Source organism: Paenibacillus terrisolis (genome assembly GCF_056171975.1).
In genome coordinates this window covers 1-16,234 of the sequence record NZ_JBKFGG010000028.1, presented here as the reverse complement: position 1 = coordinate 16,234, position 16,234 = coordinate 1, and the positions used below count along the sequence as shown (strand labels likewise).

Genomic DNA, 16,234 nt, shown 5'->3' with positions numbered 1-16,234 from the left:
TTTTTCTTGAAGAACAAGTTCGACCATTTCAGCCTATTTTCAGTTTCCCATGCTAAAGTTAGTTGATCTTAAAATAATAGTTGTTACAGATTACAATATATTCACTAATCGAAACATTTTTTTGTGGCATACGTTATATCTTTATAAGAACTTTCTGCATGGGAGGAAATCAATTGAGAAAGATACCAGTTACCGCAGCGGCCTTGGGTGTGACATTGCTGCTGTCGAGCGCACAAGGGGCATTGGCAGCGAGTACAAGCACCACAACTACTAAGACAACGAAAACACCTACAAAACAAACGCAACCTGTTGTCCATACCCTAGCCAACTTAAATCCAGTCAAAATAACAGCCAAGAGTTCCGTTCGCTTAACCGATGTCAATATTCTAACCCAGGATCAAGAGAGTATACTTACTTATACATTGACGATTACGAATGGCGACAGTAAATCACTGGACTTGATGGACTATTGGTCTAAAGTGAAGACAACTAGTGGAACCATCTATAGTACTTCGTTAATGACCAAGGACAAAGACAAGAAAAGTTTATCAGCCGGTTCATCCACTACACTTACTTATGTTGCTAAAGTTGGGAAAAACGCTAAGCCCAGCAATTTGATTTTTCAAGTCATAAAATGGGATTTTAGTCAGTCTAATTATGAAAGCTTGAAGGGCCAGTTTAAGGTGCCTGCTACATATATAACTTCGACTCCATCCAGTCAGTCAAAAACACTACAAATCTTTAATACACCTGTAAAAGCGAAAGTGGATCAAGTTGCAGCTTACATTTCAGGGGATTACAAGTATGTAAGTGTTGGCTTGAATCTGCAAAATATCGGTTATAACATTTTTGAAGACCCTAAAGTGAAATTTGTGATCAAGACTTCAAGTGGAGCCAGCTATCCGATGTCTGCCGATCCGACAAGCGCGGAATATAAAATTCAACCGCAAGATAATAAGACTTTGAATTTGATGGCTTCTATTCCTAAGAACATTAATCTCACGAATATGGAACTACAATTAGTGCAAGATGATGAAGCCTCCAAGTTAAGTCTGCCGATTGCCACAATGATGCTGCCGAGTGCATCCAATACTTCTCTTGCCATCCAATCTAATATAGAGAAATTTATTGTGCTTGGCAGCGGAAAGATCGCTGTAAAGGTATCTGGAATGAATATGCTGCAAAGCTTTGATGAGCATGATTTAATGGTGCGTTTGAACTTGCGCAATACTACGGGAACCGTGGTAACGATTCCAAAATATCAATTTGAAATTCAGACTTCAGATGGTTATCGACTTCCGATCTCAACGCAAGCCACGGATAACTTAACTCTGCAGCCGCTTGAGGAAAGAACCTTGAATTTAAGTGTGACTGTCCCAGCTAATGTTAGCACTGTAAAGCCTCAATTATTCATGAATCTCCCTGCGGCCGCCGATTCAAAAGATCCTTTTAGTTATCCTGTTGGCATTTTTGCCCTTCCGGATGCTCAGCCTTTGCAAAATATGATCGGGCAGAAGCAATTTGTTCAAACCGCTAACGGTATCCTTGGGGTCGAATTGTCTTCTCTGCAAAGATTGCCTTGGAGTGACGGCGATTTGGTATCCGCCAAGCTTACGATTAATAACACTGGAAATAAAACAGTGCTACTTCCTAATCTTAGCGGTGAACTTAAAGTAGACAGTGCAAAACTAACCACCGATACCAAACTGGTATCAACACAAAGCGTGAATTTGCTTGGTCCGAATATGGCGACTGATGTGTATGTTATAGCCAAAGTGCCAAGTTATCTCGATTTCAGTCAACTGCAAATATCGCTTCTTGAAAAACTGAGCGATACCGCTTCATCTGATTGGGTTCAATTTGGGAATGCCGGAGCGCTTCCTGAACTACCGACGATTTCCGCAGGCTCTACGTACAGTCTTGATACGGCTGGACGAAAGCAGGAACTCAAAGTATTACGTTCTTTCGTATATAGTGGAACGTCGTCGGATTTGGTGTACACAGAACTGGAAGCGAAGAATATGGAAGATCATCAGATTGATTTATCACAGCTTACAGGAGCCTTCCAAGGATCGGGCGGACAAACCTACAAAGCCACCGTTAGTCAAATTGACACTTCGGCCGGACCTGAAGAGGAGAGCGTTGTCGCCTTGTGGGCTAAAATTCCGAAGAATATCTCCACTACCGATATGAAGCTGGTTGTTGGCGAGGGAATAACGGATAACAAGCTCACACCGCTTAAAGGAGAAGCTAATGGTTATGTCAATGCTGCTGCTCTAGAACTTGGGGTGAGCACTCCAACTATTAACGGCAATCTTACAAATTTGAGCTTGTTCCCTTACACTTTGACTGTGAAAAATGTGCGGGCAACCTTGAGCGGGTCCTCCTCCGTCAATGTAGTATTTGATTACAATCAAACGCGGAATATGGATTACTCGATTGGAGAGTTCGGGCATAAATATTTATTTGAACTTGTAGATTCCTCAGGCAGAACATTTGAGAAAGAATTCGCGCCGGAAACCGATCTAAAAATAACGAACGGAGGCAGTGCAAGCTTTGGGTTTGACGATTCCGTATTTGAAGACAGAGAATCCGGAAGCTTCCAGTTAAACGTGTATGACGAATTCCAGGGTCAAAAAATTAAATTAGGTTCGCAAGCATACTATTACACTTCGGCCTCAATTAGATAACAGAAATTCCAACAAGCCCAAATCCATCCGGATTTGGGCTTGTTTCACTCTATTAAAACCTCTATCATAAACTTATACGAGAGTCATAGAGGAGGCACATGATGAAGACAGGATGGAAAATTACCGCCGCGGCGGTGGTCATTGGCGGCGGGATTTTGGCGGGATCGTTGTTGAACCTGCACGTGGAAGGGGCTGGAGTGGCGAATCAGCCGGGGACGGCGGACGATCCGGTCGTGACGAAGAGTTATGTGGATCAGGCGATTAAACAGGCTTTGGGTGCTGGCTCGCAGAGTCCAACTACTCCAACTGAACCTACATCTCCGTCAAATGGCGGATCAAGCGGTAGCGCATCCGATGGAATTCAAATCGTTGAAGTAAATCCTGGCAAAGTGCTGATGGCTTCCGCCGGAGCGGAGTTTATCGTGCGCTCGGGGAAGGCGGCCATCTATAGCGAGGATCAGAGCGGGGTTGCCGATCTGACCGATGGCGTCGATATCAAGAATGGTGGGGCTGTGGCCAATAACCACCTGCTTTCTTTTCCGCGGGAAGGCCGGGGGATTCAAGTGCAGGATGGGGATACGCATAACCTCACGGTGATGGTGCGAGGCGGTTATCAGTTTAAGAAATAACCTCTAATGTGCAAACGGGCATGATTTTGCCAAAAGTAACAATCTTTCATACGTGTAGCCGAGAGCGTCGGATACATACTATTCCTGAAGCATAATTTCTTCAGGAGGTGCAGAAATCATGGCAAGAAGTAATCGTAAAATCGTTCCGGAAAGCCGCGAGGTGCTCAATCAGTGGAAATATGAAATCGCCGCTGAGTTTGGGTTGCCGGTCGGTGCGTCGGGAGCCTTTGGTTCGGCAGATACGGAGTTTGCCGGAGAGCTCGGAGCTATGGGCGGCGGAAGTTATGGCGGAAGCTGGGGCCATTTGACTTCCCGTGAAAACGGCTCGGTTGGCGGAGAGATCACCAAACGTTTGGTCGCGCAAGCGGAGCGCCATTTTATCCTATAAAAAATATGGGCAAAATCAGGAATTATTTTGACACAAGTTGCTAAATACGATAATATTTCTTTGAGGATTGTCAAATCAAACCTTTTCCGCTCTGGGAAAGGTTCATTTTTTGATATTGGGCTTGTTTGGCTCCTCTGTCCTCATATGCCCACGCTGGTGGGGTACTTAATAGTATTGGATACGACGGCATCCGCCATACTATCCATAAGGGGAGGTTGAATTTTATGTCCATCCAAGGGCGACATTTATTTACTTCCGAGTCCGTAACCGAGGGACACCCGGATAAAATTTGCGACCAAATCTCCGATGCGGTTCTTGACGCTTTTCTGGCGAATGATCCTTATGCCCGCGTAGCCTGCGAAGTATCGGTGGCCACCGGACTTGTGTTAGTCATCGGTGAGATCAGCACGAAATCGGAATATGTCGATATTCCGGCTATCGTACGCAAGACGGTAAAAGAGATCGGCTATACCCGTGCCAAATACGGTTTCGATTACAATACCTGTGCCGTGCTGACCTCGCTCAACGAGCAGTCGGCTGATATCGCTCAAGGCGTCAACGCCGCTCTGGAGAATCGTGATCCGGCGCAAGTCGATAAAGAAACGGAAAATATCGGCGCCGGCGACCAAGGGCTGATGTTCGGGTTTGCGACTAACGAGACACCTGAGCTCATGCCGCTTCCGATCGCTTTGTCTCACCGCATTGCCCGCCGCCTTTCCGAAGTGCGAAAAGACGGATCTTTGGAATATCTTCGTCCCGACGGCAAAACCCAGGTGACGATTGAATATGTAGACGGCAAGCCGAGCCGCGTCGATACGATCGTCGTATCCACGCAGCACGCCGAGGAAATTACGCTGGAGCAAATCCAGAAGGATATCAAGGAGCAGGTCATTCTACCGGTCGTTCCGGCGGAACTGCTTGACGAAGCAACGAAATATTATATTAATCCTACAGGACGATTCGTTATCGGTGGACCTCAAGGGGATGCGGGACTTACCGGCCGCAAAATTATCGTCGATACTTACGGCGGGTATGCACGCCATGGCGGCGGCGCTTTCTCCGGAAAGGATCCGACGAAGGTTGACCGTTCCGCGGCGTATGCGGCTCGTTATGTAGCAAAAAATCTCATAGCTGCCGGTCTCGCCGACAAAGTGGAAATCCAGTTGGCCTACGCCATAGGGGTGGCTAATCCGGTTTCCATCAACGTAGACACCTACGGAACAGGCCGCATTTCCGAAGAAAAGCTGGTTGAACTTGTTCGCAAGAATTTCGACCTTCGTCCGGCAGGCATCATCCGTATGCTAGACCTTCGTCGTCCAATCTACCGCCAAACCGCTGCCTACGGCCATTTCGGCCGCACGGACATCGATTTGCCTTGGGAGCGCGTGGACAAGGCCGAAATTTTGAAAGCCCAAGCCGGCCTGTAAGCGGATTTAACTAAAGCGATAAAGGATGCCTTTTCGTAAAGAAGAGGCATCTTTTTTTGTACATGAAATTTCATTCTAAACTTGGAAGCGATTTATGCCGTTAATAAATATAGGTATGTCCATAAATTGCCCTAGGGCTGAAATGATATATTGTATTTTTCCGGGAAGGGGACGATTTCATTCATGAAAAAGAACATTTCGATAGGATTAGCTGTCATGTTGGCGGTTAACCTGTTCGGCGGAGCTATGGCGGGGGCGGCCCCAGCAGGAGGCGGGCAAAGTCCAATTGCCATGTCCGCGGTTGCGGCGGTAACTTCTTCGCCGATAGGTACGTCGACGGTTAGCCCGGGAAACGGGGATCGTGGAGTACCGGTGAATACCGCAATCCATATCGACTTTGCCAAAAAGGTACAATTAACGACGAGTTCGGTCGTCATTACGGATACGGATGCGAACGCCGTTTTTGACACCATTAATTTAGCGCCCCCGCAAGGCGTGGTTCAGGAATACCAGGAGATTACTCTGACGCCCAGCAGACCGCTGAATAACGGCGTTACCTATCAGGTGACGATACCTGCAGGAACTTTTGTTGAAACGGATGGGAGCGTTGCGCTGCCGGCCATGCAGTGGACCTTCACTACGTTGTCAGCCGGGAATACGGCGCCATTGCTCAATACATGGACGCCGAACAACCAGACCGTGTTGTTGAACACGGCCGACAATTCGCTGACGCTTGACGCCGAGTTTAGCGAACCGGTTGTTCCGGGAACGGGAAACATTGTCATTAACCGGGTTTCGGACAATAGAACGATAGAGACCATCCCAGCGTCCTCGGCTACTTTTCCGACTCCGACTACAGTCGAGTTTAAAGCTATGAGTTTATCGGCGGGGGATCGTTATTACGTGCTGATCGACAGCACGGCATTTAAAGATAGCGATTGGACTCCGTTTGCAGGAATAACCAATGCGAATAAATGGGTGTTTTCGGTCAAGGGAGCCCCTGTCAGAACTTTGCAGGTGTCCCCGTTATCTACAGGAGTGAGTCCAACCGCACCTTTGCAGATTACCTATGACCGGAATGTGTATCCGGCCAGCGGGAACATTGTTTTAAAGACCGGCTCTCAGGTTGTGGAAAATATCGACGTTACTTCCCCGAAGGTCACGGGCGGCGACTCGAAAACGATTACCATTACACCCGCAACGGCTTTAGCTGCGAATACGAACTACACCATTGTGGTGCCGGCGGGAGCTTTTGAGGACAGCGACGGTAACCCCGCTCCGGCTCCGAGCACCGCTTGGACCTTCACGACCGCATCTTCGGGAACGACGACTTTGGCACCGATAACATTCTCGCCGGCCAATAACAGCACGAACGTTCAGGTGGCAGTGCCATTTGGGTTAATTGCGACATTTAACCGCAGCATTAAAATGAACGACGCCGCTGGCATCAAATTGTATAAGCAAGGAACAGCAAGTCCGATTAGATCCGGGATAGGTGTACTGACGTCCAACAATAAACAACTGATAATTGATCCTTCCATTAACTTTCAAGAGAACTCCACCTATTACGTAACTATTGACAGCGGGGCAATTTCGGATTTGGCAACGGGGGCCGCTTACGCTGGATTTTCCGGCACCGGCACCTGGGCTTTCCAGACCGGAACCACGGACAAAACCGCTCCGGTTCTCCAAAGCGCTACCATGAGCAGCAACTCGGTAATCCGCTTGCAGTATAATGAAACGCTGGATTCCACCATTAGTTTGCTGACGTCAAGTTTCGCGGTAACCGTAAACGGAGAGTCGCGCCGTATAAGCTCTGTCTCTGTTTCTGCAGAAAGCGTATATGTAACGCTCGAAACCGGAGTTGCGGTGGGGCAAAAGATTACGGTCGGCTATACAGGCGGCAGTATCAGACCCATCCAGGATTTGAACAAGAATCAGGCAGCTTCTTTTTCGGGAAAAGACGTAACGAACAGTATTGATTCTGTTTTACCTAAGCCGAAGGACGGGTATGTCTCCGGCAGTACGCTTTATTTAACTTTCAGCGATTCGCTGAAAAGTGTATCGACTTACGCCTATCAGCAATTCTCTGTGACGGCTGATGGTTATTCCAAAGGAATCAACAGCATTTCGCAAAGCGGAAGTACGGTTTATCTTTATTTGTCCAGTTCGGTATCCAACGGGGAAAGCGTGAAGGTATCTTATTCCCCGGGTTCCTATCCGCTGGAGGATACGCGCGGGCAGGATATCCCCGGATTCTCGGATTATTTTGTCCGTAACTCAAGCGATACCAGACCTCCGAAATTCGAAGGAGCCGAAGGCTCCGGGACCAAAATCATAATGACTTACGACGAAGCGTTAAAAACGACCAGCATCCCGATGAAAAGCCAGTTCTCCGTGCTGGTGAACAATTTACCGGATTACGTGACGAATGTGGAGATCGCTTCGAACCAAGTTACGCTTACGCTGGCCACCTCTTTTACGAGCGGTCAGGACGTGACTCTCTCGTACGTATCCGCTTCAGGGGGGATCGCCGATCTAAACGGAAACTTGGCGGGCTATATCAATCTTGAGCCTGTAAATTACAAAGTTGTCGTGGACGGCATTCGCTCGGCTACGGTTGCAAACGATACGATTTCAGTGGTCTATAATACATCGTTAAGATCGGTAAGCTCTTTTCCGGCCAGCCAGTTTTACGTCAGCGTAAATAATGCGGCGCGGAGCGTTCAATCGGCCAGCGTCAACGGAAGTACGGTGACGCTCAAGTTGGCCAGCCCCGTTGCGTCCGGTCAGACCGTGACCCTGTCTTATATGCCTGGGGCTTCTCAGATTTATGATACTGCCGGCAATGCAACGAAGGCATACAGCAGCATGCCCGTGCAGAATACTACGAATGCCGGATCCTCCGGTTCGACAACGCAGCAGCCGGATTACTTGACCGCGCTGCCGGCGAATAACTTCGGCCAAAGCGGTTATCTGCTTGGAGCGGCTGCGGCACAAGGGACAGCGGACCGTTCGATATTCGGCCAGAACATTAATATGTACACTTTGGACACGGCCAAGGTCAAAGAATCCCTGAATTATTTGGCCAGCCGCGGCGGCACTGATTCAATGCTGGTGTTTGAGGTTCCTTCGACAGAACGGGCGGCCAAAGTGGCCATTCCGGTCAGCCCGTTGATGGAACAATACAATGCGGGCAGAGCGGGAGCTTTTGCCGTGAAATATGGGGATATCATGTACAAGCTTCCAATTAAGAAAATCCCTTTCTCGGATATCACCCGCGCCTCCGGAATCACCTTGGTAGTGCAGCTTGAGAAGGTTCCTTCCGCCAGCCAGCCTTCGTTCAATTCGAACGGCTCGGTCACGATCAGCATGTTCGGCGATCCGGTCGAGGTAGACGTGGCGGTCGGGAATGGAACGAACGGTATGACGGGTTCAAATGTCGCGCATAGCGGACAGCTTTACTATTGGCTGAACAAGCGGTCGCCCAATATGGTTTTATCGCTGGCCCAATATAATACGGCCGCCCGCACGCTTAGCCATTTGCCGTCAAAGGATGAAAATGCCGGGACGGGGACGCTTTTCACAGGGAATATTAATGGGAATTCAACCATCATTCCAATTGCGGGATATGGTCAATTTACGGATACCGCCAGAAGCTGGGCCAAAAATGAAATCACCGAGTTGGCCGGCAAAATGATCGTCGAGCCTCGCCAAGCTAAAACCGGCTTGTATTTTGAACCGGACAAAAATATTACCCGCGCCGATTTTGCCGTGCTGATCGTCAAGGGGCTTGGTCTGACGGCCGATTCGGCCAGTGCGCAGCGATTCCCGGATGTCCAGGCGGATGCGACGGGAGGGTATATCGGAGCCGCCGCCAAGGCGGGGATCATTAACGGCACCCCGGACGGCACCTTCAAGCCGAACAGCAACATTACGCGGGAGCAGATGGCGCTCATGATGGTGCGCGCCATGCAATATGCGGGTTACGAACTGCCGATGGACGGCTCGAGCACCGCGATCCTGACCCGGTTTGCGGACGCCTCGAAAATCCAGTCGAAGGACACGGTTGCCAAGGCGGTAAGGGAAGGCATTATCCAAGGCGTGTCGGCGAACACCTTCCAACCTCAAGGCAATGCTTCCCGAGCCCAAGCCGTAGTTATGCTGAAGCGGGTACTGGATAAATTGGAATATATTTAAATATAATCTATGAATTTGCCTCCAATACCTGAAAAAGGCGTTGGAGGTTGTTTTTTGCCTACCATTTTCAAGTTAATCGGCTAGTTCGCTTTGTCCTCCCCCCAACTTCACATACTTTTCAACAAAAATTTGCTATTTTTCGTAACTTTTCCGGCCGAAAGTAGTCTATTTAATAGATGCTAGATTCCCGGGGAAAGAATGTGCGGAATCAAATTTTTACAAACAGATGGGAGAGTCGCAAAACAATATGGTAGTCAAAAGAGATATGCCCCGTAGGGATGAAGCCGCCGCAGTAGTCCGGAAGGACTCGAAGCTGGCTCGTCTGGTCGTTGGAAAAGGGAAGAAGCTTGCGCTGGTTTCCTTGGCGGGATTGATCTGGATTCAGCCGGTTGTCAGTTTGGGACCTTTTCATTCGGCGGGTTACACCGCAAACGCGGCAGCGTCCGTGAAGCTTAGCCAGGATCCGATCACGTCGGGAGCCGACCTGGTCAAATACCAATACACATTAACGCGTTCGGGCAAAGCGGTTAACGTGCTTGCCGACGTGATTCAAGTGGATCTCACGAATCCCTACGTCCGTCTGGACGTCATGACCGGCAAAGGGGGGCAATTGACGACAAGACAATCCGTTGAAGGAATGGCGCAGGAGACCGGCGCGGTAGCGGGGGTTAACGGCGACTTTTTTGCGACGGCGGGAATGGGGGTGCCGATGGGCGCCGAAGTGTCCCAAGGAACCATGGTGAAGAGCCCTGCGCAGTTGGAAGGGATGTACACCTTTGCCGTGCGGAACGACGGAACCCCGTTTATTGACCGGATGGGTTTCAGCGGCACGGTGCTTGCCGAAGACGGCTCCACGTTCCCGCTGGCCGGGATCAACCAGGAATCGTACATGACGGAGCCCAACAAAGCATACAGCCACGTAAACAATATGTTCATCTACACGAGTGCTTGGAAATCGGAGGAACGTCCGTCAGGCAGCTCGACCACGCCAACCGAGGTTCTTGTGCAAGGCGGCGTGATTACGCAAATTTCCATTAAAGCGCCGATTCCGGGGCCGGTACCTTCAGACGGGTATATTTTGCGCGCGCATGGTACGGCATCCGACTATGTGGCGGCTCACCTTGCCGTAGGGCAGCACATCGATGCGCAATACTCGCTGCTATCGCAGACGACCGGCCAGGAAATCAATCCGGCCGACCTAAAGATGATGATCGGCGGACATACCTTGCTCGTTGACGGCGGCCAGCCTTCGGCGTTTACGCGGTCGACGACGTCCATCAGCGGGGGAAGTCCCGTTGCCCGGACAGCGGTAGGCTATTCGCAGGACGGTAAAACGGCATATATCATCACCGTGGAAAATAACAGCAACAGCTCGGGCATGACCCTCAAGGAGCTGCAAAATTTCATGACCAGCATCGGTGTTTGGGAGGGGCTTGACCTCGACGGCGGCGGTTCGACCACGCTGGTGACTCGTCCGCTTGCGGAAAACGCCGCCACCTTGACGTTCACCACCTCAAACGGCGCGGCAGGCCAGCGTGCGGTAGCCAATGGGCTTGGCGTGTATTCCATCGCGCCTCCGGGTACGCTCAAAGGACTGAAAGTCAGCGGCCCATCCGCACTTTTGATCGGACAAACCGCTTCATATACGCTAAAAGGTTACGACACGTACTATAATCCGATGGATACGACGGGCATTCAGGCGAACTGGAAGTCCGACAACGGCAATATTGCCTGGACCGGCAGCGGTTTTAAAGGCATCAAGGCAGGGATTTCGCAGATTACGGCTGCCAGCGGCACAGCCAACAGCAGTCTTAAAGTGAACGTCATCGGCGGCTCCGATCTGGAGAGCTTGACGGCGGGAACAACCTTTGCTCCGCTGCAAGCGGGCAGCTCGGTACCGGTTTCCGTTGCCGCCAAGCTGAAGGACGGACGTACGATGGACGTTCCTGCCGAGTCCTTGAAGTGGGACTTCAGCGGCATGAAAGCCAGCGTACAAAACGGCGTGCTTACCGTGCAATCGGTTAATCCGGGCGCAAAAGTAGCTTACGCAACTCCGAAATACGACAGCTTCAGCGGGACGCCGATCGTGTTCTCTACGACGACGGAAGCCATCTGGGAAAGCTTCGAGAATACCGCTTATCCGGTTTCGTTCACGGGATTGCCGGCTGAGGTGACAGGAACCGCCTCTATCGTTCAAGGAACGGATAGTCATGCGAATTCCAAAGTGCTGAAGCTCGACTATGATCTCACCGGAGGGACCGGCAACAAATTCGCTTATGCTCAAATCAATGGAACGGCAGGAAAGGCTATTCCGGAGGGGGCAACGTCCATGACGATCGACGTCAATGGAGACGCCAGCCTAAATTGGCTGCGCGCCGAGTTTGCCGATGCGGACGGGAAAAGCGTCTATGTCGACCTGATGCGGCCTCTTGATTTTACGGGCTGGAAAACCCTGAACATCGACCTGACGGCGAGCCAAATCAAGCACCCGGCGAAGCTGAAACGCCTTTACATCGTGAATCTGGAGGATGGTCAGGACGAACGGGCGCTGACGGGCAGCGTATCTTTTGACAACATTAAGTTCACCGCGCCTTCCGGAGAAGGGGACATTGACCTGCCTAGCGCTACCGTGAAGATGGTCATCGGACAGAAAACCATGGTCGTCAACGGCAAGCCGCAAAATATGGATGCCCCGCCGCTGCTCCAGAACAATACGACCTACGTGCCGATTAAATACGTGCTTGATACTTTCGGAGGAACGGCGCTTTGGAACAATACGGCTAAAAAAATCACCGTCACCCGCGGCACCACCGTGCTTGAGCTTACTGTCGGCAAAAAGGAATTTTTGCTGAACGGCGCCAAAAAACAAGCCGCGGTCTCGCCGATCACAACGAACGGCAGGACTTTGGTACCGCTTCGTCTTGTGTCGGAGCAACTGGGAATTGGCGTAAATTGGGATAATAAAACCAAATCCATTACTCTGGAATCATGATATGATAGGTCATAGCAGTACGCATTGAAGCTGAAGGGAACGGAGAAGAAAGAATGGATTTTCAAGCAGATGCCATTGACCGCGTTATTAAAAATGCAGTAAACGTCATGGAAGACAGCAAATTTCAGATTCTCGAGATCCTGGACGCAGCGCGAAACGAGCTGAAAATGCTGAGCAGCGAGCTGCAAAGCGTGATGAAAGAAACGGCGGAAACCGTGGAAAAAGTCGACCAGCTCGAAGTCAACTACCGGCGTTCCCGCATCCGGCTGACGGAAGTCAGCCGGGATTTTGTGCGGTATAAGGAAGACGACATCAAGCAGGCTTATGAAATAGCCACTCAGCTTCAGCTTGATCTGCTGATTTATCGCGAGAAGGAGATGTACTTGAAGGCCCGCCGCGATGAATTGCAAAAAAGAACGCGCAATGTGGAGAAGTCCGTGGAACGTGCGGAGACGATCAGTACGCAAATGGGCGTTGTACTGGAGTATCTGTCCGGCGAACTGGGACAAGTCACCCGGATTCTGGAATCCGCCAAAAACCGGCAGCTCATCGGTCTGAAGATCATTTTGGCCCAGGAAGAAGAGCGTAAACGCATTTCGAGGGAGATCCATGACGGCCCTGCCCAACTGCTGGCGAATCTAGTTCTTAGGACGGAAATTGTGGAAAGAATGCTTGCTAAGCAGGAATTTAAGATGGTACAAGAAGAAATAGTAGACTTGAAGGGGCAGATTCGTTTCAGCCTCGAGGAAATGCGCAAGGTGATTTTTAACCTGCGTCCGATGGCTCTGGATGACTTGGGCCTGATTCCGACACTGCGCAAGTATGTTCATGATTTTGAAGTCAAAACGAGAATTAGGGCTACATTTGAAACGAGAGGAAAAGAGCACCGAATGACTTCTCCGATGGAGGCGGCGGTTTTCCGTCTGGTGCAGGAAGCTCTCTCAAATGCGGCAAAGCACGCTTTTCCGACGTTTGTCGCCGTGGAAATCGTTTATCAGGCGCAAATGATCAAAATCGTGGTGAAGGACAACGGACTTGGCTTCAAAGTTGATCAAGTGGAAACAAAGCTGAAGGAACACACTCATTTTGGATTGATAGGCATGCGGGAAAGAGTGGAATTGCTCGACGGAAGCATGGAGATCGAGTCGGAAGCCAATCTGGGGACGACGATCATCATTCATATCCCGACCAACGCAGAGAAGAGAAAGGAGCCTCAGAATGGATAATCTTAGTGCAGGCGGCAAACAAGCGATTAAAGTTCTGTTAGCTGACGATCATCAGCTGTTTCGTGAAGGCTTGAAGCGGATTTTGAACATGGAGGAAGACATCGAAGTCGTGGGAGAATGCGGCGACGGGACTCAAGTGCTTGAGGCTTGCCGGCAGCTTGATCCGGCGATTGTGCTTATGGACATCAACATGCCGCTTTTGAACGGGGTTGATGCGACGGCTGAGCTGAGAGAAACGCTTCCCGAGATTAAAGTGATCATTTTGTCGATTCACGATGATGAAAGCTATGTGTTTGAGACCCTGCGCAAAGGGGCAACCGGGTATCTGTTGAAAGACATGGAGGCCGAATCCCTGGTAAATGCTATTCGCACCGTTGCCGAAGGAAATGCTTTTATTCACCCGAAAGTTACGGGCAAGCTGATCGAGCAGCTCCGCCGGATGGAATACCTCAGCGAGACGGGAGCCATCGCCGAAGACAATGCGATTCGCGAAGCCGGCGTCAAGTTCGTGGCCGGTGAAGATAATCCGCTTACGAGACGCGAAGCCGAAGTTCTGCGTTTGATGGCGGAAGGCCGCAGCAACAAGATGATCGGCGAGCATTTGTTTATCAGCGAAAAAACGGTGAAGAACCACGTCAGCAGTATTTTGCAGAAAATGGATGTAGACGACCGCACACAAGCTGTAATTAATGCAATAAAGTTTGGATGGGTCACGCTGTAACATGTACGTTAGGGACATGAACAGGGTGAAATCGATTTAATCCGGCACTATGTGATTTTTGGAACTTGCGGCGTTAAGCCTCTAAAGAAAATTTTGTCAGGATGTCTCATGCCCAAGGCTTCCATATTATTCATGATATTGAAAAGTGAGGCGAGATTACGATTTCCTTAATCATTTTTTGGGGAAATGGTAAAAAACCGGCATGGGTACATAAAGGGAATCAAGGCCGGCACGCCAAAAAAACTTGCGGACGGTAGTCCACTTTTCCGTCAGGAATACTTCAAGTGTTCGAGCCCAGTAACCGACCATCTCCGAGCGGCATATATTGTCGCTATAAGGAGGTGAGTTCCGTGGTTCCTTACATGGGTTGGATTCTGCTCAGTTACGGTTTGGCTGCGGCGCTGGTGCATCTGCTTCATGGGTATTATTTACGGGGCAAGGTTAAGGGCGATAAGGCGGTTCATTATATTTTGGTGACCTCGAATCATGAGAATCAGATGGAGTGGTACTTGAGAGCGTTGTCTTGGTATGCCGGATTGCGCGGGCTGTCGCTACGCGTGACTGTGCTGGATGAAGCTTCCCAAGACGATACGCTGGCGATTACTCGGCGTCTTCAGGAACAAAATGAACTGGAACTGATCGTAATTGGCCTGCCGGCCGTCAGGGAAGAAGACATTCAAGAGCAGTTGGCCGCGCCGGATGAAGGAGAGACTTCGATTTATATCGATCTCCGCGTACCTCGGGAGGCGGATAAGATTCCCTATGTTCATATCTAGCCTGCCGGACCGCAAGCGATCCGGAATAAGAACGCGGTATGAAATCGAAATGTTTTTGCAAATAAAGACACGAGCATATAAGCATAGGCTGACGACTCAAATCGTCAAGCTTAAAGTGTGAAGCACACTCTTTTTATGGCAGGGGCCAGGGGTGTGTTTTTTGTTGTCTTTGGGGAGGTGGTGGGGGATTGAAGGGGGAATGTGTACTCAGATTCTGCTGAGTATAGCGCGGTGTTTATGAAAAGGACAGGAGAAATCGTTTTATATTATGCAAAATAAGGGGAATAAAGGGATTTAGTAGAAAAATGTAGAAATTAGATGAAGAATGGTTTGTTTTCATGCGTGAAAGGAGGGATTGTTATGAGATTAAGCTTGTATGCGGTGCGGTCGAAGCTGGGCTGGCGGATGGCGGTCAGTTTGGATTTGCACGTAGATATGAAGTGGTGGACCGAAGCTGAACCGCGGGGGCCGGAAAAAAGAGAGACAAGTGCGCGTGAACGCAATGGGGAGAGGGCGGATGGAAATTGGACATGCGGAGGAACTATGAATCAAGTTCCTTCAGGTCCTGTTACGGTGCCGTTGCCAAGCTCGGAGAAAACGCTTCCGGCAAATTCGCTTATGCTATTGTCCGAAGCTATGCCGCTGGGCTGGGCGATCAAGCTGAGAGACGAGTTTGAGCACCTGGATAAAATGGACCTTTGGTCCCCGGAGGAGTGGGCACAATATCTCTTTCTGAAACTCAAGGCCGAACTGGCGGTGGAGAGAAAGCCGGCTGCCGGAGGGAACTTGATTAAGACGGATGATTTCATACCCTCATCGACGGGGAGATTCATAGATTCGGAGGCGGTGAAAACAGCGGCTAATATGTCAAAAGGGCCGGCTGTGACTGACTTGATAGGACGGGAGAGCGGCTTGTTGTGGACTGTGGAAAAAGGCTTCACCCCGCTTGCGGAGCATCTGACCCGGTTGGGAGAAGCTTCGGTTTGGCAAACACTGTACAATGATGGACTTGGGCCTATTTCTGCTGGCCCTGGAGAGACCGATAGTGATGCTTATTGGTGGAGGCAGACGGCGGAGGCGGCGGAGCGCTTGGCCGCCGCCCTCGAGGGCAGGTCGCTGCTGGAGCCCGAGCTGCAGCAGCTTCTCGCGGAGCGCATGCCCGCACTGCTGCCGGGCTGGCGCTCC

General features: G+C 50.2%; 9 protein-coding genes and 1 pseudogene. All 10 read left to right on the top strand.

Annotated features, from left to right (window positions below; translation table 11 throughout):
• Positions 1-173 precede the first annotated feature (173 nt).
• Positions 174-2,690, top strand: coding sequence for a hypothetical protein (locus tag ACI48K_RS19775; RefSeq protein WP_475029350.1), 2,517 nt, complete (start codon positions 174-176; stop codon positions 2,688-2,690).
• A gap of 101 nt (positions 2,691-2,791) precedes the next feature.
• A complete protein-coding gene (locus ACI48K_RS19770) occupies positions 2,792-3,319 on the top strand; it encodes a hypothetical protein (RefSeq protein WP_475029349.1) in 528 nt (175 codons plus the stop codon).
• A 118-nt stretch (positions 3,320-3,437) separates the two neighbouring features.
• Positions 3,438-3,707, top strand: a complete 270-nt coding sequence (locus ACI48K_RS19765) for a small, acid-soluble spore protein, alpha/beta type (RefSeq protein ID WP_475029348.1) — start codon at positions 3,438-3,440, stop codon at positions 3,705-3,707.
• Positions 3,708-3,931: 224 nt separating this feature from the next.
• A complete protein-coding gene (metK, locus tag ACI48K_RS19760; RefSeq protein WP_475029347.1) occupies positions 3,932-5,134 on the top strand; it encodes a methionine adenosyltransferase in 1,203 nt (400 codons plus the stop codon).
• Positions 5,135-5,317: 183 nt separating this feature from the next.
• Entirely contained in the window at positions 5,318-9,334 is a 4,017-nt protein-coding gene (locus ACI48K_RS19755; protein ID WP_475029346.1) for an Ig-like domain-containing protein, read from the top strand.
• A 247-nt stretch (positions 9,335-9,581) separates the two neighbouring features.
• Positions 9,582-12,326: a stalk domain-containing protein gene (locus ACI48K_RS19750; protein WP_475029345.1), complete on the top strand. Its 2,745-nt coding sequence runs from the start codon at positions 9,582-9,584 to the stop codon at positions 12,324-12,326.
• Positions 12,327-12,379: 53 nt separating this feature from the next.
• Positions 12,380-13,552 carry a sensor histidine kinase gene (locus ACI48K_RS19745; protein WP_475029344.1) on the top strand — a complete coding sequence of 391 codons (1,173 nt, stop codon included), beginning with the start codon at positions 12,380-12,382 and terminating at the stop codon, positions 13,550-13,552.
• Positions 13,545-14,273 carry a response regulator gene (locus ACI48K_RS19740; RefSeq protein ID WP_475029343.1) on the top strand — a complete coding sequence of 243 codons (729 nt, stop codon included), beginning with the start codon at positions 13,545-13,547 and terminating at the stop codon, positions 14,271-14,273. Before ACI48K_RS19745 ends, ACI48K_RS19740 begins: the two co-directional genes overlap by 8 nt.
• A gap of 350 nt (positions 14,274-14,623) precedes the next feature.
• Positions 14,624-15,049: a hypothetical protein gene (locus ACI48K_RS19735; protein WP_475029342.1), complete on the top strand. Its 426-nt coding sequence runs from the start codon at positions 14,624-14,626 to the stop codon at positions 15,047-15,049.
• 360 nt (positions 15,050-15,409) lie between these two features.
• Positions 15,410-16,234: pseudogene (locus tag ACI48K_RS19730) on the top strand (hypothetical protein); the annotation flags it as partial.